Annotated in this window: 22 protein-coding genes; 19 read left to right on the top strand and 3 right to left on the bottom strand. The window is 74.2% G+C overall.

Going from position 1 to position 21,167, the window contains the following annotated elements; genetic code table 11:
• Positions 1-494: 494 nt before the first annotated feature.
• The 13 genes from ACWERV_RS34835 to ACWERV_RS34775 all read left to right on the top strand — a co-directional run bounded on the left by ACWERV_RS34835 (position 495) and on the right by ACWERV_RS34775 (position 12,775).
• A complete protein-coding gene (locus tag ACWERV_RS34835) occupies positions 495-2,021 on the top strand; it encodes a phage tail sheath family protein (RefSeq protein ID WP_398192790.1) in 1,527 nt (508 codons plus the stop codon).
• Between the two features lie 89 nt (positions 2,022-2,110).
• The gene (locus ACWERV_RS34830; RefSeq protein WP_398192791.1) at positions 2,111-2,554 is read left to right on the top strand and encodes a phage tail protein; all 444 of its coding nucleotides are present in this window, start codon (positions 2,111-2,113) and stop codon (positions 2,552-2,554) included.
• Positions 2,554-3,021, top strand: a complete 468-nt coding sequence (locus ACWERV_RS34825) for a hypothetical protein (RefSeq protein ID WP_452940733.1) — start codon at positions 2,554-2,556, stop codon at positions 3,019-3,021. The genes ACWERV_RS34830 and ACWERV_RS34825 overlap by 1 nt, the downstream gene beginning before the upstream one ends.
• Positions 3,018-3,158 carry a DUF6760 family protein gene (locus ACWERV_RS34820; protein ID WP_199923532.1) on the top strand — a complete coding sequence of 47 codons (141 nt, stop codon included), beginning with the start codon at positions 3,018-3,020 and terminating at the stop codon, positions 3,156-3,158. The genes ACWERV_RS34825 and ACWERV_RS34820 overlap by 4 nt, the downstream gene beginning before the upstream one ends.
• 30 nt (positions 3,159-3,188) lie before the next feature.
• A complete protein-coding gene (locus ACWERV_RS34815) occupies positions 3,189-4,910 on the top strand; it encodes a hypothetical protein (RefSeq protein ID WP_452940731.1) in 1,722 nt (573 codons plus the stop codon).
• A gap of 34 nt (positions 4,911-4,944) precedes the next feature.
• A complete protein-coding gene (locus ACWERV_RS34810; RefSeq protein WP_031525793.1) occupies positions 4,945-5,376 on the top strand; it encodes a phage tail protein in 432 nt (143 codons plus the stop codon).
• A 4-nt stretch (positions 5,377-5,380) separates the two neighbouring features.
• Positions 5,381-6,196, top strand: coding sequence for a CIS tube protein (locus tag ACWERV_RS34805; RefSeq protein WP_452940729.1), 816 nt, complete (start codon positions 5,381-5,383; stop codon positions 6,194-6,196).
• A gap of 3 nt (positions 6,197-6,199) precedes the next feature.
• Positions 6,200-8,059: a VgrG-related protein gene (locus ACWERV_RS34800; protein ID WP_452940728.1), complete on the top strand. Its 1,860-nt coding sequence runs from the start codon at positions 6,200-6,202 to the stop codon at positions 8,057-8,059.
• A 43-nt stretch (positions 8,060-8,102) separates the two neighbouring features.
• Positions 8,103-8,375 carry a PAAR domain-containing protein gene (locus tag ACWERV_RS34795; protein WP_398192796.1) on the top strand — a complete coding sequence of 91 codons (273 nt, stop codon included), beginning with the start codon at positions 8,103-8,105 and terminating at the stop codon, positions 8,373-8,375.
• Between the two features lie 3 nt (positions 8,376-8,378).
• Positions 8,379-8,786 carry a GPW/gp25 family protein gene (locus ACWERV_RS34790; RefSeq protein WP_452940726.1) on the top strand — a complete coding sequence of 136 codons (408 nt, stop codon included), beginning with the start codon at positions 8,379-8,381 and terminating at the stop codon, positions 8,784-8,786.
• Entirely contained in the window at positions 8,783-10,747 is a 1,965-nt protein-coding gene (locus ACWERV_RS34785; protein WP_452940724.1) for a putative baseplate assembly protein, read from the top strand. The genes ACWERV_RS34790 and ACWERV_RS34785 overlap by 4 nt, the downstream gene beginning before the upstream one ends.
• A gap of 1 nt (position 10,748) precedes the next feature.
• Positions 10,749-11,309, top strand: coding sequence for a phage tail protein (locus ACWERV_RS34780; RefSeq protein ID WP_452940722.1), 561 nt, complete (start codon positions 10,749-10,751; stop codon positions 11,307-11,309).
• Between the two features lie 431 nt (positions 11,310-11,740).
• On the top strand, positions 11,741-12,775 hold the full coding sequence (locus tag ACWERV_RS34775; protein WP_452940720.1) for an NADase-type glycan-binding domain-containing protein: 1,035 nt from the start codon (positions 11,741-11,743) through the stop codon (positions 12,773-12,775).
• A 41-nt stretch (positions 12,776-12,816) separates the two neighbouring features.
• Here ACWERV_RS34775 and ACWERV_RS34770 read toward each other — a convergent pair whose 3' ends face one another.
• Complete coding sequence (locus ACWERV_RS34770; protein WP_452940718.1) at positions 12,817-13,764, bottom strand: NADP-dependent oxidoreductase; 948 nt, start codon at positions 13,762-13,764, stop codon at positions 12,817-12,819.
• Positions 13,765-13,876: 112 nt separating this feature from the next.
• Between ACWERV_RS34770 and ACWERV_RS34765 the strand changes: the two genes are divergently transcribed.
• Positions 13,877-14,326, top strand: a complete 450-nt coding sequence (locus tag ACWERV_RS34765) for a winged helix-turn-helix transcriptional regulator (protein WP_452940716.1) — start codon at positions 13,877-13,879, stop codon at positions 14,324-14,326.
• A gap of 77 nt (positions 14,327-14,403) precedes the next feature.
• On the opposite strand, the gene ACWERV_RS34760 is transcribed toward ACWERV_RS34765, so the two are convergent.
• A complete protein-coding gene (locus tag ACWERV_RS34760) occupies positions 14,404-15,030 on the bottom strand; it encodes a helix-turn-helix transcriptional regulator (protein ID WP_398192803.1) in 627 nt (208 codons plus the stop codon).
• A 197-nt stretch (positions 15,031-15,227) separates the two neighbouring features.
• Here ACWERV_RS34760 and ACWERV_RS34755 point away from each other — a divergent pair, with 197 nt between their 5' ends.
• Together ACWERV_RS34755 and ACWERV_RS34750 are read left to right on the top strand one after the other, a co-directional pair.
• Positions 15,228-16,622, top strand: coding sequence for a COG1470 family protein (locus tag ACWERV_RS34755; RefSeq protein WP_452940714.1), 1,395 nt, complete (start codon positions 15,228-15,230; stop codon positions 16,620-16,622).
• Positions 16,623-16,677: 55 nt separating this feature from the next.
• Positions 16,678-17,505, top strand: a complete 828-nt coding sequence (locus tag ACWERV_RS34750) for an eCIS core domain-containing protein (protein WP_452940713.1) — start codon at positions 16,678-16,680, stop codon at positions 17,503-17,505.
• Between the two features lie 54 nt (positions 17,506-17,559).
• Here ACWERV_RS34750 and ACWERV_RS34745 read toward each other — a convergent pair whose 3' ends face one another.
• Positions 17,560-18,753 carry an RtcB family protein gene (locus tag ACWERV_RS34745; RefSeq protein ID WP_398192806.1) on the bottom strand — a complete coding sequence of 398 codons (1,194 nt, stop codon included), beginning with the start codon at positions 18,751-18,753 and terminating at the stop codon, positions 17,560-17,562.
• Between the two features lie 399 nt (positions 18,754-19,152).
• Between ACWERV_RS34745 and ACWERV_RS34740 the strand changes: the two genes are divergently transcribed.
• The 3 genes from ACWERV_RS34740 to ACWERV_RS34730 all read left to right on the top strand — a co-directional run.
• Entirely contained in the window at positions 19,153-19,992 is an 840-nt protein-coding gene (locus tag ACWERV_RS34740; protein ID WP_452940711.1) for a DUF3558 domain-containing protein, read from the top strand.
• 95 nt (positions 19,993-20,087) lie between these two features.
• The gene (locus ACWERV_RS34735) at positions 20,088-20,822 is read left to right on the top strand and encodes a DUF3558 domain-containing protein (protein ID WP_452940710.1); all 735 of its coding nucleotides are present in this window, start codon (positions 20,088-20,090) and stop codon (positions 20,820-20,822) included.
• Between the two features lie 136 nt (positions 20,823-20,958).
• Positions 20,959-21,167 (top strand): DUF2637 domain-containing protein (locus ACWERV_RS34730; protein WP_452940708.1); only part of this gene is annotated, 209 nt, incomplete at its 3' end.

Below are 21,167 nucleotides of genomic sequence, written 5' to 3'. Positions count from 1 at the left end.
TGGTGATGCGCGAGCTTCTGCTTCTTCGCGGCGATGTCGGCGTTCACCCGACGCATCCCCGGCGCCTGCGACACCGACGGCGCCACCGGAGCCACAAACCGCTGCGCCACCAGCCGTGAAACCGCCGCATTCCCCGCCGCACCCTGGAGCAGGTGCACCGACGCCCTGCTCAACGGAGCCTCCGGAGCAGGAAGGGGCGCGGGCGCGGGCTCGGGCTCGTGGGCAGGGGCCGGGCGGTTCCCGGTCCGCTCGGCTCCTCCGCGGTCCCCGCGCGCGGTCGACACCATGACCGCCAGGGTCACCTCTGCCCCGTCCTGGGGGGACAGGCGGGAAGGCAAGCCGTTGGGGAAGGGAAAGGTGCCCCGGCGGTTCGACCGTTCGGGCTGCCCTGTCGGTCATCGAGGTCGAGTCGCCGGTACGGCCCAAATCCTGTGCGCCACGGGGGAGGTCGCCGGAGGATTTCCTCCCGTATCTCATGGTCGAGGGGGAGTGGCATGCCGTCGTACCTGTCCCCGGGCGTCTACGTCGAAGAGGTGGAGTCCGGGTCGAGGCCCATCGAGGGGGTCGGGACCGCGGTTGCCGCCTTCATCGGATTCGCGCGCAAGGGGCCGCTGCACGAGCCGACACCGATCAGCAACTGGACGCAGTTCAAGAGTGTGTTCGGCGACTTCGCGGAGGGGGCGTATCTGCCCGGCGCCGTCTACGGCTTCTTCGCGAACGGCGGCGGCATCTGCTACGTCGTCCGGATCGGGGCGCCGGATTCCGCCGCGCAGGACGAGCCGGCCGAGTTGACCGGCGGGGAGGCGGCGCGGGTCGGGCCGTACGAGGTGCGGGCGCTGCCGCAGGTCACCGGGCAGATCACGGTCGAGGTCACGGAGCCCGAGGGCGAGGATCCGCCGCAGGACACGTTCGGGCTGGTCGTCCGGCGGGACGGCGAGGTCGTGGAGACGTACCCGAAGCTGACCACCAAGCGCAGCAAGGACAACGCGGCGACGCAGGTGCGTTCGCGTTCGCAGTTCATCGCGCTGGCCGAGAGCCAGCAGGGCCCGGCGCCGCAGCGGCCGGAGGCGCAGCAGGTGGCGGTGCCGGCGGCGGCGCCGGGGCCGCTGGAGGTGTCGGCGGCGTCCTACACGGGCGACCCGGAGCAGCGGACGGGCGTGGCGGGGCTGGAGGCGGTCGAGGAGGTCACGATGGTGGCCGCGCCGGACCTGATGAGCGCGTACCAGGCGGGGCGGATCGACGGCGAGCAACTGATCTCGGTGCAGCAGGCGCTCGTGACGCACTGCGAGCTGATGGGCGACCGGGTGGCGATCCTGGACCCGCCGCCCGCGCTGAGCCCGCAGCAGGTGAAGGTGTGGCGGGAGCGCACGGCGGCGTTCGACTCGAAGTACGCGGCGCTGTACTACCCGTGGATCAAGGTCTTCGACCCGTCCGTGGGCCGGGACGGCTTCGTGCCGCCGAGCGGTCACATCGCGGGGGTGTGGGCCCGCAGCGACGAGACGCGCGGGGTGCACAAGGCCCCGGCGAACGAGGTCGTCCGCGGTGCGGTCGCGCTGCAGACGCAGATCACGAAGGGCGAGCACGACCTGCTCAACCCGGCGGGGGTCAACTGCGTGCGGGTCTTCCCGGGGCGCGGCATCCGGGTGTGGGGTGCGCGCACCCTGTCGTCGGACCCGTCGTGGCGCTACCTGAACGTGCGGCGGCTCTTCAACTACCTGGAGGAGTCGATCCTGGGCGGCACCCAGTGGGCGGTCTTCGAGCCGAACGACGACGCGCTGTGGGCCAAGATCCGCCGCACGATCTCCGCCTTCCTGGTCAACGAGTGGCGCAAGGGCGCCCTGTTCGGCCTCACGCCGGACGAGGCCTTCTACGTCAAGTGCGACGCGGAGACCAACCCGCCGGAGGCCATCGACGCGGGGCAGGTCGTGTGCGAGGTGGGCGTGGCCCCGGTGAAACCGGCGGAGTTCGTCGTCTTCCGGCTCGCGCAGATGTCCGCCGGGTCCGGTGCCGTCGACGAGTAGGACGCCGGCGCCGATCCGTAAACCGCCCCAAGTCCCGTAGTCGGAAGCAGCCGGAAGCAGCCGGAAGGCGATCACAGGAGGCCGGAGTCATGCCGCTGCCCGAACTCGACAGTTCTGTCGGGCACTCGTTCGGATTGGAGTTCGACAGCGTCCTCATCAAGCGGATCACCGAGGTCAGTGGTCTCAAGATGGAGCAGGACGTCATCGAGCTGAAGCAGAACACCGCGGACGGCAAGTACGCGATCAAGAAGCTGCCGGGCCGCCCCAAGGCGGGCGAGGTCACGGTCACCCGCGGTCTCACCGAGGACAACAGCTTCGAGAAGTGGATCAAGGACTCGCGGTTCGGGAAGATGACGAACGCCCGGCGCAACGGGTCGATCATCGTCTACGACTACGAGGGCCTGCCGATCAAGCGCTACAAGCTGATCAACGCCTGGCCCAAGTCCCTGGAGATCAGCACGCTCAAGGCGGGCGACACCTCGGTCCTCACCGAGAAGCTGTCGATCACCTACGAGAGCGTGGAACTCGACTGATGCGCCGGATCACGGCCGCGGCACCGGCCCCGCCATCGGCTTCGGCCTCGGCCTCGGCTTCGGCTTCGTCGGAGGCGGGCCAAGGCGCGGGGCTACGCACGGAGTTCGCCTTCGAGCTGCCGCGCGGCTACGTGGACGAGTCGGGCGCGGTGCACCGCTCGGGCGTGATGCGGCTGGCGACGGCCCGGGACGAGCTGGTGCCGCTGCGCGACGACCGGGTGCGGGAGAACTCCGCGTATCTGTCGGTGGTGCTGATCTCCCGGGTGGTCGTCCGGATCGGGACGGTCGAGGACATCCACCCGGGCGTCATCGAGGACCTCTTCGCGTCCGACCTGGCCTTCCTCCAGGACTTCTACCGGCGGATCAACTCCGAGGGCCACACCCGCGCCCGCGTCACCTGCCCGGCCTGCCGGGAGGACTTCGCGGTGGAGCTGTCCGGCGGCGGTGGTCGCCTGGGGGAATCGTGACGTACGCGGCCGACCGCATCCACGAGGAAGTCGCGTACCTCGCCTACCACTTGCACTGGCCGCTCGACCAGATCCTCGATCTGGAGCACGCCGACCGGCTCCGGTACGTCCGGCACGCGGCACAGCTCAGCGGCTGATCGGCGCTGAGCCGGAAGGGAGGGGACGGGGTGGGACTGCTGTCATGGCTCGGCGGCGGGGGCCGGAACCGGCCGCCCGCGCAGCCCGCCGGGCCCGCGGCCCCCGCGACGGGCGGCGGGCAGGCGTGGCGCGACCTGCCGCCGCTCCAGCGCACCGCGGGCGACCTCGGCCTGGTCACCGACCCGGGCGGCTTCCGTGCCTCGCTCGGCACCTGGCAGGACGTCTCGCTGTCCCGGCCGCTGGGCCACCTGGTCAGCTCCGAGGCACCCGCCGGGATGCTGTACGACGTCGCGTCCGCCGCCGCCCCCGAACCGCCGTCGGCGGAGGCTCCGGAGCCGGGCAACCGCACCTGGGAGCCGCCGCGTTCGGGCGGTACGGGCACGCACCCGGCGGTGGCGCTGCAACGCGTCCTGGACGGCGGGCCGTTGACCTCCGCAGCAGCACCCGGTGAGGAGGCGGCGACCACGGCCGCCGAGCCCGTCACCGTACGGCCGCTCACCCCGTCGGACCCCGGGCCCGCCGCACAGGAGCCGCCCACCGTACGGGAGTTGCCCGCACCCCCGCTCGTACCGCCCCCCGGCGCCGAGCCCCCGGCGCCGCCCGCGGTCCAGCGCGCGGCCCGACCGGAGACCCAGCCCGAGGCCCGCCCGCAGGCCCGCCCCGGAACGCGCCCGCCCACCCCGCCCGTGCAGCGCACGACGGAGCCGCCCGCGGTCCGGCCCCACCAGCACCTCGGCATCGGCGAGCCCCTCCCGGGGCTGCCCCCGACCGCCCGCGGGCCCGCCGCCCGCTCCACGCCCGCGTCCGTACGGCCCGAGCCCGCCGCCCCGGAGCCGCTCACGGCGCAGCGTGCACCGCAGGTCCCGGAGGTCCCGGAGGTCGCGCGGGCCCCGCAGCTCCCGCCGGACTCCCCCGCGGACTCCCCGCTGCTCGGCGACGATCCGCTGCTCCCGGCGGCCGGGTCCCCCGCCGAGGAGCCGCAGGAGCCGCAGGGCCCGCCGGTCCCGCCGGTCCCGGTCGGGGTGCAGCGCCTTCCCGCGGACCCGCCGCAGCCCCTGCCGCAGCCGCAGCCTTCCGCCGAGCCCGTGGCGGGGCTGGTCGGCGAACGCCCCGTACCGCTCTTCGCCCGTACCGACGGCCCGGGTACCGCCACGACGCCCGCGCCCGACCCGGAGCGGCCGGTGGCCGCCCGCTGGGCCACCGAGGCACCGGCCGCCCCCGCCCGCCGCCCGGCGGTCCCCGCGGCCCCCTACGTCCAGCGCTCCGCCGCCACCGCACCCGGCGGCGGCCCGAACCCGCCACCGCCCCCGCGTCCCGCACCCGCCGGGCGCCCCTGGACGGACGCCGGCGCGGTGGCCGTCGCGGCGGGCGTGGCCCAGCGCGCGGCGGACGGCTCGGTGGTCTTCGCACCGCCCTCCCCGGGTGCCCTCGCCGTCCAGCGGGCCCTCGCCGTCCAGCGCGCGCCCGACCCCGAGCCCCCTCCGGCCACGGCGGAGCCCGAGTTCGCCCCCTCGCCCGTGTCCGACGCCGCCGACTCCGCGGACTCCGCCCCCGACCCGGGCGGGCCCGCGGCCACGACCACGAGCAGGCCCGCCGCCCCCGGCCAGAAGGCGGACGCGGAGGACGGCGCCGCCCCGCACGTCGACGACGCCCTCGTCCGCGCCCTCTTCCCCCGGCTGAGCCGCCTGCTCAAGGACGAGCTGCGGCGCGACCGCGAACGCGCGGGCTTCCTCATCAACACCCGCCACTGACAAGGCCCTACGGGCAGAAGAAGGAGATGACGTCATGTCGGTCACCGATGACCCCGCGGTCAGCGTCTGTTTCGTCGTGACCGTCGACGGCATCGAGCTCGGCTCGTTCAACACCTGCGACGGGCTCGGCTGCGAGGTCGTGCTGGAGACGCGCGAGGAGGGCGGCAACAACAGCCTGTCGTGGCAACTGCCCACCCGGCTGCGCTACTCCAACGTCAAGCTCTCCCGGCCGCTGACCCGCGACACCGAGAAGGTCGCCAAGTGGTTCGCGAGCATGACGACGGGCATCAAGCGCCGCACCGCGCACATCGAGGCACGCACCGCGGACGGCCATGTCGTGGCCCAGTGGGGCCTGCTGGAGGTGGTGCCGGTGCGGTGGAGCGGGCCGTCGTTCAGTCCGGAGTCGCCGAAGGTCGCGGTGGAGACGATCGAGATCGCCCACCACGGCTACGTGATGGGGAGCTGACGCGATGAGCAGTCCGGTGGCGTTCAGCGCGACGGGCACGGGCAGCGCGGCGGGCGCGGCGGGCGGCGCGCGTCCGAAGCTGGAGCACGCCTACCTGGAGCTGCGCACCCCGCCGCCGGGCGGCAGCCTGACCCCGGGCCCGGCGTGCGGGCGGATCGACTTCCAGTTCAACCCCAAGGAGCTGAGCCTCACCAAGGCGGCGACCTGGAACCGTACGCCCGCCAAGGGCGCCAAGAGCGCGGGCCCGCCCGAGTACCAGGGGCCGCAGCCCAGCAAGCTCACCGTCGAGATGTTCCTCGACGCGAGCGACACGCACGACACCAGCGTGGTGCGGACGGTCGAGCAGCTCTTCGCGTGCTGCGTGCCGACCGGGCAGACGCGGCAGCAGAAGCGGGCGTCGCCGCCGTGGGTGGTCTTCCACTGGGGCGGGCTCACCGGTTTTCCCGGCTACGTCAGCCAGGTGCAGGCCAACTACACGCTCTTCACGACCTCCGGGGTGCCGATCCGGGCGGTCTGCCAGGTCACGATGGAGGAGATCAGCGGCGACACCCCGGGCCAGAACCCCACGTCGGGCGCGCTGCACCCGCACCGCGTGCACAAGGTGAGCAGCGGCGACACGCTCGCCGTGCTGGCGTGGCGCGAGTACGGGGACCCGGCGGCCTGGCGGGTGATCGCCGAGGCGAACGGCATCGACGACCCGATCCGGCTCGCGCACGGCCGGGAGCTGCTGCTGCCCGCCGTCGAGGAGATCGACCGGCTGCGGCAGTCCGGGCACGGCACGTACAACGGCGGTCCCGGCAACGGCTCCGGCGGGGTGTGAACCGTGGTCGACCAGGGCGTCGCGAAGACGCTGGTGATGGAGTTCGGCGGCCGGCCGCTGCCGCCGGGGCTCGCGGACACGCTCGTCGAGGCCTCGGTGGACGGCAGCCGCACCCTGCCCGGCACGTTCCTGCTGCGCTTCCGCGACCCGGGCCGGGTGCTGCTCGCCAAGGCGGGCATCGCGGTCGGCACGCCGGTGCGGCTGCGGGCGGCCGCGGGCGGGCCGCCGACCGCGCGACCGCTGCTGACGGGCGCGGTCACGGCGCTGGAGCTGGAGATCGACGACGGCGGCACCTTCACGGTGGTGCGCGGCACCGACGAGTCCTACCGGCTCTTCCGCGGCCGCCGGGTCGCGGGCTACCAGAACATGACGCTGTCCGACATCTGCACGCAGGTCGCCCAGCGGGCGGGCCTGCGCCCGGGGTCGATCGACGTGGCGGGGCCGGTGCTGGAGCACGTCGTGCAGCCGAACGTCACCGACTGGGCGTTCCTGCGGGGCCTCGCCGAGCAGGCGGGCGCGCAGGTCTATGTCGAGGACGGGAAGCTCAACGTCACCGCGCCGCCCGGGGCGGGCGGGGCGCCCGCGGTGACCGCGCGGGCCGCGCGCGATCCGCTGGTGCTGGAGATGGGCGACAACCTGCTGCGCTGCCGGGCGTCGGTGTCGGCGGCCGAGCAGGTCACCGAGGTCGAGGTGCGCGGCTGGGACGTGCAGACCAAGCAGCCGCTGGTGGGCCACGCGGACGCCGGGACGTCCGGCACGCTGCGGCTCGGGGTGACCGCCGCGGACGTCACGCGCCCGTTCGGCCCGGCCGGTCTGCTGGTCAGCGACACCGCGTACGGCGACCAGGCGCACGTCGACCAGGCCGCGAAGGCGCTGGCGGCGCGCGTGGCCGGGTCGTTCGCGGAGCTGGACGCGGTGGTGCGCGGCAACCCGGAGATCCGCGCGGGCAGCACGGTGACGCTCGCCGGGGTCGGCGCGCCCTTCGAGGGCGGCTACACGGTGACGTCGGTGCGGCACGTCTTCGACCCGGTCAGCGGCTACGAGACCTGGGTCGGTGTGACCGGCGACCAGGACCGTACGCTCTACGGCCTGTCCGGCGACGGCGGCTCCGAGCGGGACGGCCGGTGCTTCGGCCTGGTCAACGCGACCGTCACCGACACCCAGGACCCGCAGGGCCTGGGCCGGGTGAAGGTGCGCTTCCCGTGGCTGTCGGACGACTACACCAGCGACTGGGCGCGCTGCGGCCAGGCAGGTGGCACGGGCGGCGGCGAGGCCTTCATCCCCGAGGTCGGCGAGGAGGTGCTCGCCGGTTTCGAACAGGGCCGCCTCGAAGCGCCGTACGTGCTGTGCGGGCTGTTCAACGGCAAGGACAAGCCCGCGGGGGCGCAGGGCGGCGGCGGGCACGCCGTCGATCCGACGAGCGGCGCCGTCAACCGGCGGGCGCTGGCCTCCCGGGAGGGCAACAAGCTGGAGCTGCTGGACACCGCGGGCGGCCCGCAGGGCGTCCGGCTGGTCACCGGCGACGGCAAGGCGCATCTGACGCTCGACCGGCAGCAGACCGCGATCACCGTGCACAGCGACGGCTCGGTCGCGATCGAGGCCGGCTCGCAGGTGTCGGTGAAGGCGGCGAGCGGGGTCGAACTCGACGCCGGGAAGGGCCGGTTGCGGCTCGCCGGGGATGTCGTCGAGGTCGCGGCGCGCTCGGGCCTCGCGCTCCAGGCGGGCTCGGGCGCGGTGTCGCTCAGCACGGAGGCGGCGGTCTCGGTGCAGGGCCGCCAGGTGACGGTGGACGGCACCGAGCGCACCGACGTCCGCAGCAACGGCTCGCTGTCGGTGACCGCGCCGATGGTCCGTATCAACTGACAAGTGATGGACGACCGACCGACGTCACAGGGGTGAGGGGCGGATGGGAGCAGCGGCCCGGGTGGGCGACGCGACCGGGCACGGCGGGGTGATCGGCGGCCCCGGCGTGGCCTCCGTGCTGATCGGCGGGCGGGCCGCCGCGGTCGTCGGCACCCCGCACACGTGCGGGACGCCGCTGCACCCGCCGTCGGTGGTCCAGGGGCCGGGCAGCACGTCCGTGCTCATCGGCGGGCGGCGCGCCGCCCGGGTCGGCGACACCGCCGGATGCGGCTCGCCCGTCGTCGCGGGCTGCCCGACCGTGCTGATCGGAGGCTGAGCCATGGGGCAGGAGTTCATCGGCGCGGGCTGGGCCTTCCCGCCGCACACCGACGCGACCGGCGGCATCGCGCTGGTCCGCGACGACCGGGAGATCGCCGAGTCGATCCGGCTGATCCTGTCCACCTCGCCGGGCGAACGCCCGATGCGCCCGGAGTTCGGCTGCGCGCTCGGCGACTACGTCTTCGCCCCCGCCGACGCGGGCACCGCGGGCCAACTCGCCTACGAGGTACGGCTCGCGCTCGACCGCTGGGAGCCGCGCATCGACGTCGCCGAGGTCGCCGTGCGCTTCGACGAGGCCGACAAGGGCGTGCTCTACCTGGAGATCGGCTACTGCGTGCGCGGCACGAACGACCCGCGCAACCTCGTCTTCCCGTTCTACGTGATCCCGCAGCACCAGGAGGGCGCATGACGCTGCCGGCCCCGAACCTGGACGACCGCACCTTCCAGCAACTGGTCGACCAGGCTAAACAGTTGGTGCAGCGGCGCTGCCCCGAATGGAGCGACCACAACGTCTCCGACCCGGGCGTGACGCTCATCGAGGCCTTCGCCACGATGGTCGACCAGCTCATCTACCGGCTCAACAGGGTGCCGGAGAAGAACTACCTGGCCTTCCTCGACCTCATCGGCGTGCGGCTCTTCCCGCCGACCGCCGCCCGCGCCGACGTGACGTTCTGGCTGTCGGCGCCGCAGCCCGACACCGTACGCGTCCCGGCCGGGACCCAGGTCGCCACCGTGCGTACCGAGACCGAGGAGGCGGTGGTCTTCAGCACCGCCCGCGGTCTCGCGGTCGTGCCGTGCGAGCGGGCGTACCTCGCGACCGGCACCGCGGGCGGCGCGGTCACCGACCGCACCGCCGAGCTGCGGCTCGGCCGTGACGTGCCGTGCTTCGGGGCCACCCCGCAGCCCGGCGACTGCCTGTACGTCGGACTGTCGGCCGCGGTGCCCGGCTGCGCGGTGGTGCTGCGGCTGGACTGCCAGGTGCACGGTGTGGGCGTCGATCCGACCGACCCGCCGCTGCGCTGGGAGGCGCTGTGCGGGGACGAGTGGCTGCCCTGCGAAGTGGACAAGGACGACACCGGCGGCTTCAACAAGGCCGGTGAGGTCGTGCTGCACGTCCCCGAGGGCCACGCGACCGCGGTCCGCGCGGGCGTCAGCGCGGGCTGGGTGCGCTGCCGGCTGGTCGCCGCCGGGCAGGGCAGGCCCGCGTACGTGGCCCCGCCGACCGTACGGCAGGCGGGCGCGTTCACGATCGGCGGCACCGTGGAGGCGCTGCACGCCGAGAGCGTCGCCGCGGAAGTGCTGGGCCCGGCCGAGGGGTTGCCGGGGCAGACCTTCCACGTCGCCCGGCCGCCGGTCGAGCCGACCGGGGCGCCCTTCGTCGTCGAGGTCGCCGAGGGCGACGGCTGGGCGCGCTGGCAGCAGGTCGACGACTTCGCCCATTCCACCTGGTCCGACCGGCACTTCACCCTCGACCCCGGCTCCGGACGGGTCGACTTCGGCCCGGCCGTGCACCAACCGGACGGCACGGTACGGCTGTTCGGGGCGGTGCCGCCCAAGGACGCGACGGTACGGGTGCGCGGCTACCGCACCGGCGGCGGGCGGCGCGGCAACGTCTCGCGCGGGGCGCTGCGGATCCTGCGCAGCTCCGTGCCCTTCGTCGCCCGGGTCGAGAACCGCCGGGCGGCGGTCGGCGGCGTGGACGGCGAGACCGTCGGCAACGCCCGGGTGCGCGGGCCGCTCACCCTGCGCACGCTGCACCGCGCGGTCGTCGCCGAGGACTACGAACGGCTCGCCCGCGAGGTCGCCCCCGGCGTCGCCCGGGTGCGCTGCCTGTCCGCGGCCGCCTCCGGCGAGGACCCGGCCGAAGCGGCGGGCGGGGTAAGGCTGCTGGTCGTCCCGGCGGGGCGCGGCGACGCGCAGGGCCGCATCGACTTCCGCGAACTGGAGCCGCCCACCGACATGCTCTCCTCGATCGCCTCCTACCTGCACGACCGCTGCCCGGTCGGCACCCGGCTCAACGTCGAACCGCCCTTCTACCAGGGCATGACGGTGGCCGCGCGGGTGCAGGCGGTGCCGGGCACGCCCACCGGGCCGCTGCGGGACGCCGCGCTCGCCGCGCTCTACCACCACTTCAGCCCGCTCACCGGCGGACCCGACGACCAGGGCTGGCCGTTCGGGCGGCCCATCCACGCCGGGGAGGTCTTCGCGGTGCTCCAGCGCGTGCCGGGCGTCGAACTCGTCGAGGACGTCAAGCTCTTCCCCGCCGACCCGTACACCGGCGAGCGCACCGATCCCGTCGACCGGCTCGAACTCGCCCCCAACTCGCTGGTGTTCAGCTACAGCCACGACGTCCAGGTGCAGGTGAGATGACATGCGCTCGGCCATCCCCGGGCTGCCCAGCCCGCACCCGCTCATCGACCGGCTCCCGGCCGTCTACCAGGAACAGGACTTCCTGCACCGCTTCCTGGCCGCGCTCGACGAGGTCGTCGCCCCCGACCTGCTCGTCCTCGACAACCTCGCCGCCCACCTCAGCAGCGGCACCGCGCCCGCCGACTTCCTGCTGTGGCTCGGCCAGTGGGCCGCCGTCCAGCAGGACCAGGAGCGCCCCGAGGCACTGCGCCGCGAGGTCATCGCCGCGGCCGTGGGCCAGCACCGTATCCGCGGCACCCGCCGCGGCCTGGTCCAGGCGATCCGCCGGGCGACCGGCACGGAGCCGGAGATCCGGGAGAACGGCGGCACCGCCTGGTCCCCGCGCCCCGGCACCGCCCTGCCGGGCACACCCGGCGCCCGGGTGACGGTACGGCTACGGGTCGCCGACCCCGCGCGGATCGACCGGGCCGCGCTGGACAAGCTCGTCGCCTCGGAAGTGCCCGCGCACGTCACGTACACCGTCGAGATCCTCCCCCGCGACTCCGCCGGGGAGCCGTCATGATCTGCCCCACCTGCCACCACGACAACCCGCCGGGCGCCCGCTTCTGCGCCGCCTGCCAGGCCTTCCTCGCCTGGGACCCGCCCCCGGACACCCCCGACCCGCAGCCTCCCGGGCCCGACCCCGACTCCCGCAGGCAGCCACCCCCGCAGGGGTACGGCCCCACGCCCGCACCGCAGCCCGCACCGCCGTCCGTACCGCCGTCCGTACCGCCGTCCCAGGAGTACGGCCCCGTGCCCGAGCCGCGCCCGGACTCCCGCCGCCGGCCGGGTCCCGTTCCGCAACCGCCGACCCCGCCGAACCCTCCGTCCCCGCCCCCGCCCGGTCCGCCCTCCCCGGGGTACGGCCCTCCGCCCGCGCAGCCGCCGCGGGGCGGGCAGAGGTACGGGCCCGCGCCTCGGCCGTACGAGCCCGTGCCGCCACCCGTACCGCCCATGCCCCAGGCGCAGCCCCAGCCCCAGCCCCGGCCGCAACCGCCCGCGCCCGCCGCGCCCGTCGCGCCGCGGGCGTCCGTGGAGGGGCCGGTCGGTGCGGGGACCCTCGCGGGGCAGCCCGCCGCCGTACCGCTGCCGCCGCCCGATCCGCGCAGCGGGCCCCTCGTGCCGGACGCGGCGGCGGCGCGGCGGCCCGGGGAGCGGACGGACCGGCCGCAGCCCGTGACCGGGTTCTTCGACGTCGGCGCGGAGCAGCCCGCCGCCGAGGCCGCGCGGCTGCCGGACCGGCCGTGCCCGACCTGCGGGACCGCCAACCCGGCGAACCGTCACCTGTGCGCGCGGTGCGGCGCGGTGCTCGACCCGCAGGCCCCGCCCCCGGCCGCGCCCGTCCCCGAGGCGCCGACGCCCTGGTGGCGGCGGCTGCTGCGGCGACCGGAACGCGCGGTCGCCGCGGGGTACCGGCCGCCGACCCGCACCCGCCGCAGGCTGCCCCCGCGTGCGGTGTGGCCCGCGGTGGCGGTGGTGCTGGCCCTCGTGGGCTGGCTGGTCCGCGGTCAGATCTCCGACCTGGTCTCGAACGTCCGGGACCGCTCGGCGAAGCCCGCCCCGCTGCACCCGAACACCGCGACGGCGTCCTCCGCGGATCCCGCGCACCCGGCGGGCATGGCCTTCGACGGCTACGCCAACCACTACTGGGCGCCCTCCGCCCCCGGCGCGGGTGTCGGCCAGTACGTGGAGGCCGGGTTCCCGCACCCCGTGCACCTGGTGACGATCCTGGTCACCCCGGGCTGCTCGACGGACGACGGCACCTTCCTCACGCAGGCCCGCCCCGCCAGGATCACCCTGACCTTCTACGACACCGCGGGCCACCCGACCGCGCACACCGTCACGCTGCACGACCAGGCGGGCCCGCAGACCTTCGACGTCCACGCGTCCGACGTCGCACGCGTCCGGCTCACCACCGACGCCAGCTACGGCGCGACCGACGGCCACCGGCTGGCCGTCGCGGAGGTGGAGTTCTTCGGACGCCAGTGAGCGGACGGGCCGCGGGCCGCCAGGCCCGCGGCTCCGCGGGCTCATCCGCGCGCGTCCGCCCGCGGGCTGATGACGATCCGGCCGCGTACCCCGCCCTCGGCCATGCGGCGGTGGGCGTCGGCGGCCCGGTCGAGGCCGACGACGTCGTGGACGCGGACGGGGAGTTCGCCGCTCGCGGCGCGGGCGAGCAGCCCGGCCAGCCGGGGACCGTCGGCCACCGTCTCCACCGCGGTCATGGTGATCCCGCGCTCGGCGGGCGGCGCGAGGTTCGGCCGCACACCGACGAACGCCCCGCCGTCGCGGACCAGCGGTACGGCCTTGTCCTGGAGCGCGGCGGCGTCGGCGACCGCGTCCCATCCGGAGCCGGGCTCCGCGGTGAAGGCGGCGCCCAGGCCGCGGACGAACTCCTCGTCGCCCTCGCGCGCCAGCCCGGTCACCTGCCAGCCGCGCTCCTGGGCGAGCACGCTGACGTACGCGCCGACGATGCCCGCCGCGCCGGTCACCAGCAGGCGCGCGCGGCCCGCGGGGGCGTCCCCGAGCAGGTCGACGACCTGCGCCGCGGCCAGGGCGTTGAGCGGCACCGCGGCGGCCGCGGTCAGGTCGAGCGTGTCGGGGACGACGGCGACGTCGGCGGCCGCGACGACGATCTCCTCCGCGTAGGTGCCGTAGTCGCGGTCGAAGCCGGTGACGAGGCCGGCCACCCGGGCGCCGACGGCCGGTCCGTCCACGGGATCGACGTCCGGGCCCACGGCGGTGACCGTGCCGGAGAAGTCCCAGCCGAGGCCGGTGTGTTCGGGCTGGTGGATCAGGCCGAGCGAGTGGAAGAAGCCGCCCGCGACGCCCAGGTCCACGGGGTTGACGGTCGCCCCCGCGACGGCGACCCGCACCTGGCCGGGGCCGGGTTCGGCCCGCGGTACCTCGATGATCTCGATCGAGTCGGGCCCTGCGGGCTCGCGGACGACGGCGGTGCGGAAAGTGGTCACGCTCATGGTGCGGCTCCTCGGACGTGGTGCGATCAGCTCGTGCTTCATCCTGGGTGGGTTACTCTCCACGGGGAAGTGGGCACTTCAAAGTGCGTACCGAGGCAGGAAGGAGCCGCCGATGCCGTCGCGGACCACACTGGAGGAAAGGACCCACGCCAGGGCCTCCTACGACGCCTTTCTCGCGGCGTGCCCGAGCCGCCGGCTGCTCGACCGGCTCTCCGACAAGTGGGTCGCGCTCGTCCTGGCCGCCCTCGGCAGCGACGGCCCGCACCAGCCGGGGGTCGAGCACGGCGACGGGCCGCGGGCCATGCGGTATTCCGAGCTGTCGCGCCGACTCTCCGGCGTCAGCCAGAAGATGCTCACCCAGACGCTGCGCTCGCTGGAGCGCGACGGCCTGATCACCCGCACGGTCACCCCGTCGGTCCCGGTCGCGGTCAGCTACGAACTGACGGCGCTCGGCCTCTCGCTGCACCATGTCGTGGGCGCGCTCAAGAACTGGGCGGAAATGCACATGGACGAGGTCCAGGCGAACCGCGACGCATATGACGAGGCGCCGGACGGGCGGTGATCCGCAACGGTGATCGTTTTTCCGTGACCGGTCACGGAAAAACGATCACCGGCGCCCGGAGCATATGTCGCGGGCTTTCAGATCAAGCCCTGCCGCATCGCGTACGCGACCGCCTGCGAACGGGTCCGCAGATTCAGCCGGGTCATCACCGAGTGCAGAATGTTCTTGATCGTGCGGTCGGAATATGCGAGCTTCAGGGCGATATCCGCGGTGCTGCACCCCTCGGCGACGAGCCGCAGCACCTCGATCTCCCGTTCGTTGAGCCGGCTGAGATTCAGCCCATGCACATTTGTTCGGTCTCCCTGGAAGCGGCCGACCTGTACCAGCAGTCCGCCCAGCAGGTCCGCGGGCACGTACCCCTCGCCGCGGGCGACCGCGCCGATGACCTCGACGAGTTTCGCGGGCGAGGCCTCGGAACGGCGGATGACCCCGATGAATCCGCACTCCGCGGCCTTGACCAGCTGGTTCTCGTCGATGAGGGTCACCACGAGCACTCCGCGCGGGCTCCCCGCCCGGTGGATCTGCCGCAGCATGCCGAGCACCTCGTCGTCCACCGCGTCGACGACCGCCACGACGACGGACGCGGCCTCCGGATCCCGGTCGAGCAGGCGGACCTCCGGCCGCAGCCGCAATTGGCTCGCCACTCCGGCCTGCGAGATCGGATCCCAGGCCCGAAGATCGACCGCGATGCGGTCGACACTCATTTCCTTCACAGTCCCTCCCCCTTTCGTGCACAGGTCTCAAACCCCTGACGTGCACTGTCGGCGTCTGGAGTTCCCGTTCTGTCATCCCGCTATTCCCCGGAGCAACACACGATGACTCAAAGCGAACCCATTCCTGCCCGAAAGACTTCCTGCACGGCCCCTCCGGAAGGAAAACTTCCGCTCCTACGGTGACGCGTATGAGTATTTCGGCGAGCTTCGACGAGGGTGCCGTCGCCGTGGAGCCCGGCGGCGACGTGGCGCTGCTGGTACAGGTGGCCAATTCCGGCACCACCGTCGAGGAACTGCGCCTCGAACCCGTCGGCCCGTGCGCCGCGTGGACCACGGTGGAGCCCGAGCGGCTGTCGCTCTACCCGGGCGCCTCGGGCAGCGCGCAGGTGCACGTCCGTCCGCCGCGGGCGCCCGGCACCGCCCCCGGCACCACGACGCTGGGCCTGCGGCTGGTGCCGACGAGCGACGCGAACCTGCCGGTCGTGGCCGAACGTCCGCTGGACGTGCTGCCGTTCACCGACGTCTCCGCCGAACTGGTGCCGCGTGCCTCGCAGAGCGCGTGGCGCGGCCGCCACGAGGCCGCGATCGACAACCGCGGCAACACTCCGCTGACCGTCGCGCTGGCCGCCCAGGGCATGGGCGAGCGCGTGAAGTTCGCGCTGGAGCCCGCCGAACTCACCATCCCCTGCGGCGAGACGAAGCTGTCGCGGCTGGGCGCCCGCCCCGTACGGCGGATCTGGCGCGGCGCGCCCGCGACGCACTCCTTCCAGGTCCTGATCACGCCCGAGCCCGACCCGGACGGCACCCCGCGCCCGCCCGCCGTCCTGGACGGCACCTACGAGCAGCAGGCGATCCTGCCGCGCTGGCTGCCGCGCGCGATCATCACCACGGTGCTCCTCGCGGGCGTCCTCGTGGGCCTCTGGTACGGGCTGCTGCGCCCGACCGTACGGTCCGCGGCGCGCGACGCCATCACGCCCGAGTCGATCGCGAGCGCCGCGTCCGTCTCCCCGGGGACGACCGCGGGCAGCACCTCGGGGACGACGGCCGGGGCCGCCGCGGGCAGCACCTCCGGGACGACGGCGGGCACCGGCGCGACGGCCGGCACCGGCACCACCGCCCCCGCGGCGACCGCGGGCGGCACGTCCGCGGGCGCCGGCGGCACGGCGGGCAGCTCGGGCGGCCCCGGCACCGGCACCGGCACCGGGTCGGGCATCGCGGCCGGGACGCCGACCACCGCCCACATCAGCGTCAAGGACGCGGTCGGCGGGGGCACCAAGTCCGCCTCGTACACCGTCCCGGGCGGCAAGAACTTCAACGTCACCGACGTCGTGGTGCAGAACCCGCAGGGCGACGCGGGCACCCTCGTGGTCGCCACCCCGGACGGGCAGCTGCTCAGCCTGGCGCTGGAGGACTTCCGGGCCCCCGACTACCACTTCGTCACACCGATCGTCGTACCGGCGGGCGGCAAGATCACCCTGACCGTCGACTGCCGCGAGGTCGGCCGCCCGGTCAAGGCGCCCGCCCCGTCGCAGTGCGCGGAATCCCTGCTGCTGGGCGGCACCCTCCAGACCCTCACCGGCTGACCGTCCGCCCAGGACCCGCACCACCCCGTACGACACCCTCCGGGAGGAGCCCGGCATGCGAGCGCACGACCACGGCCCGGACCACGACCACGATCACGACGGCGGCCACGACGGCGGCCACCGGCAGGACGCGGACGCCGACGCCCGGCAGGACGCCCTGCCCCATCTGCTCCGGGCCGCGGCGACGGGCCGTACCGACGTGGTCGGCGCCGCGGGATTCGGCGTGCTCCAGCGGCTCGTCGGCAACAGCGGGGTGGGCGCGGTGCTGCAACGCGAGCGGCGGCACGACGACGAGGACCACGCGGAGGCGCCCGCGGCCGAGGCCCCGCCCCGGTCGTCCGTGCACGACGTCGTCGGCGGCGGGGGCGGCGAGCCGCTGGACGCCGGGACGCGCACCGACATGGAGTCCCGGCTCGGCGCGGACTTCGGCGACGTCCGCGTGCACACCGGCTCCGACGCGCACAGCTCGGCGTCCGAGGTCGGCGCCCGCGCCTACACCGTCGGCAACGACATCGTCTTCCAGCGCGACGCCTACGACACCGCCTCCGACACCGGCCGCACCACGCTCGCCCACGAGCTGACGCACGTCATGCAGCAGCGACAGGGCCCCGTGGACGGCACCGAGACCGCGGGCGGGATCCGCGTCAGCGACCCCTCCGACCGCTTCGAGCGGGAGGCCTCGGCCAACGCCGAACGCGTCATGGCCGCGCCCTCCCCCGCCGCGCCCTCCGCCGCCGCCGCCGAGCCCGCACCGGCCGCGGCCCCCGCCGTGCCCGCGGGCGCGGCCGTCCAGCGCGAGGAGGAGGACGCGGGAGCGGCCGTCCAGCGGGCGCCGGAGAAGGACAAGGAGGACGACGAGGAAGAGGCGCCGCCCGAAAGCTGACGCCTCTCCCTCCGCCGTCCGCGCCCCCTCCCCAGGGGGGCCGCCCTGCCGGGCTCAGCCCTTGACGCAGACGACCTGCTTGAGCTTGGCCACCACCTCGACCAGGTCCCGCTGCTGGTCGATGACCTTCTCGATCGGCTTGTACGCGCCCGGGATCTCGTCGACGACCCCGGAGTCCTTGCGGCACTCCACCCCGCGCGTCTGCTCCTCCAGATCCCGCGTGGAGAAGCGCTTCTTCGCCGCGCTCCGGCTCATCCGCCGCCCGGCGCCGTGCGAGGCCGAGTTGAACGCGTCGGTGTTGCCGAGGCCCCGCACGATGTACGAGCCCGTGCCCATGGAGCCGGGGATGATGCCGTACTCGCCGCCGCCCGCACGGATCGCGCCCTTGCGGGTGACGAGCAGGTCGACACCGTCGTACCGCTCCTCGGCCACGTAGTTGTGGTGGCAGGAGATCACCTGGTCGAAGGTGACCCGCGCCTTCTTGAACTCCTTGCGCACGACGTCCTGGAGCAGGCCCATCATCAGCGCGCGGTTGCGCTTGGCGTACTCCTGCGCCCAGAACAGGTCGTTGCGGTACGCCGCCATCTGCGGGGTGTCCGCGACGAAGACGGCGAGGTCGCGGTCGACCAGGCCCTTGTTGTGCGGCAGCGACTGGGCCACACCGATGTGGTGCTCGGCCAGCTCCTTGCCGATGTTGCGCGACCCGGAGTGCAGCATCAGCCACACCTCGCCGGACTCGTCCAGGCACACCTCGATGAAGTGGTTGCCGCTGCCCAGCGTGCCGATCTGCTGCGCGGCGCGCTCGGCCCGCCAGTGCACCGACTCGGTGAGCCCGTCGAAACGCGCCCAGAAGTCGTCCCAGCCGGACGTCGGCATGCCGTGCACGTCGCCCGGACTCACCGGGTCGCTGTGCAGACCGCGGCCGACCGGGATGGCCTGCTCGATGCGCGTCCGCAGCCGCGACAGGTCGCCGGGCAGGTCGTTCGCCGTCAGCGACGTCTTCACCGCGCTCATACCGCAGCCGATGTCGACGCCGACCGCCGCCGGGCACACCGCGCCCTGCATCGCGATGACGGAGCCGACCGTGGCGCCCTTGCCGTAGTGGACGTCGGGCATCACGGCGAGGCCCTTGATCCACGGCAGCGACGAGACGTTGCGCAGCTGCTGCATCGCGCCGCTCTCGACAGCGGCGGGATCGGTCCACATACGGATCGGGACCCGGACCCCGGGTACTTCGGTGTACGACATGGCTGCCCCCCGGGACATAGACCGACTGGAACGGACGAACGGACGGACGGACGGACGGAGGCACGAACGGGACGAGAAGGCGGCCGGACCGACAGAACCGACAGACCAGGACATCAGGGAGATCCAGGACCGACCGGGCCGATGGCGCACAACACGCCAGCTTCACACCCATACGGCATGAAACGTCTGATTCGTCGAATAGACCAACGGGTCACCCGATAAACCCACCCCCACGGGTGCTTTCCGCGCCGCGTGCGGTAGACATTGTGTCCAGGGTTCGCTCATGCGCGCCAAGGAATTACCGCCCCGGGACCGTTACGGCACCCGGTTGTGGCACAAGGCCCCGGCAGGGCCACCGCCCCGGGGCGGGCTCCGGGGCACGAGATCGAGAGGCGGCACGTGAGGCAAGGGCTCCGCACAGCGCACTCCAGGCGCAGGCCGCAGGCCGCGCTGGGCGCACTGGCGCTCGCGGTCGCGCTCGGCGGCCTCGGCACGCTCGCCGCGTGCACCGGCGGCGGCTCGGACGGCGCGGACGGCGACAGCAAGTCGTCGCCGGTCACCGACCAGACCGTCTCGCCCGCCCCGCCGGGCAAGTACAAGACGCTGCCGCAGCCGTGCATCGCCGTCGACCTGGACACCCTCAAGGCCCTCGTGCCGGGCGCGCAGACCTACGCGGGCACGGAGTCGCTCACGTACGACACCGACCGCCGGGTCGGCTGCACCTGGCACGCGACGACCAAGGACGGCACGGACCACTCGCTGGTCATCGACATGGAGCGGGTCGTCTCCTACGACCCGGCCGTCAGCGACGAGGTCGAGGCCAAGAACGACTTCGACGCGCAGGCCTCGCACGCGTCGATCCCGCCGCCGCCGCTGCCCGGCAGCACGCCCACCACTCCCCCCTCGGCCACGTCCACGCCCACGCCCTCGGACACCGCGAGCGGCAGCCCGGATACCGGCACGGACGGCGACAGCCAGGACTGGGGGCCGCGGCGGCTGACGGATGTGGGCAACGCCGCATTCATCTACGACACCCTCACCCCGCCCAAGGGCGACAAGGCCGCCACGGGCGGGGCGCGACGCGACGCGACCCTCGTCTTCTGCACCGCGAACGTCGTCGTGAGCATCCACTACGGCGCCACCTCCGCGCCCACCGCCGACGCCGTCCCGCAAAGCTCTGACGTGCAGCAAAGCGCCCAGAAGGTCGCCAAGCAGCTGGAGCGCAAGGTCGAGAGCTGAGCCGCCGGCGGCACGGGGGCGCTCCGTTCACCCCTTAGGGTGGAGGGCCGACCGGCCGCACAGGCACGACTCACGACGACTGGAACCCAGGACCCATGGAACGACGACGACGCACCGCACCGCGCCGGGCCCTGCTGCTGGCGTGCGCCGCGGCCGTGCCCGCGCTGCTGCTCGCCGGCTGCTCCTCCGGCGGCTCCGGCTCGGGCTCGGACTCGGGCTCGGGCTCCGGCGGCAAGGGCAGCACCGCGTCCGCGGGCAAGGACACCGCGGGCGGCACCACGACGGCCGCGGCGCCCGCGCCGGAGAAGTTCGCCACGCTGCCGAACGCCTGCCTGTCGGTCGGCAACGCCACCGTGACCGCGATCGTGCCCAAGGCCAAGTCCCCGGCCGGCACACCCGCCACCTCCGACGACGCGAAGGACCGCGCGGGCTGCTCCTGGACCGGCAACGGCCCGGACGGCTACCAGTACCGCTGGCTGTCCGTCACCCTCCAGCGCTTCAGCTCCACCCCGGCCACGCCCGCCGAGACGCAGGCCCAGCAGCGCTACACCGACCAGGCCGCCGACCTCGGCAAGACGTCGGGCGCGACCGCGTCGGCCGTCACCGGCCTCGGCGACCAGGCGACCTCGGTCGCGGGCAAGGCCACCGTCGCGAAGGTCACCTCGCAGGACGACACGCTGCTGGTGCGGACCGGCAACGTCCTGGTGATCGTCGAGTACAACGGCGCGGGCCTGGAGGGCAAGAAGAACCCGAGCGCCTCCACCGTCAACGCCAACGCGCTGCGGGCGGCCAAGGAAGCCGTCGCGGCGGTCGCGGCGGCGAACGCGTAACAAACACCGCCCCGCCCGTCCGCAATCCAGCGGCAATCCGTACGTTTGTCCGGGCCGCGGAGCGCCGGACCGCCACCGCGGTATGGCAGTCTGGGGCGGCCCAGTCGCCGAGTCGCAGTCGCAGGAGGGGTCGCGGGTGGCCGCGATACGTTTGACCCGCACGCACCGCATATTGGTCGGGGTCGTCGTCACCGGAGCCGTCGTCATCGCCGGCATAGGCTTCGCCGGGTCCTACGCGGCCGTGCGCTCACTCGCGCTCGACAAGGGCTTCGGCTGGTTCGCGAACGTCTTCCCCATCGGCGTGGACGCCGGCATCGTCGTCCTGCTGGCCCTCGACCTGCTGCT

This window comes from Streptomyces sp. NPDC004031 (genome assembly GCF_053604375.1).
The sequence above is the reverse complement of the archived record's forward strand: the minus strand, read 5'-3'. Positions and strand labels throughout refer to the sequence as shown.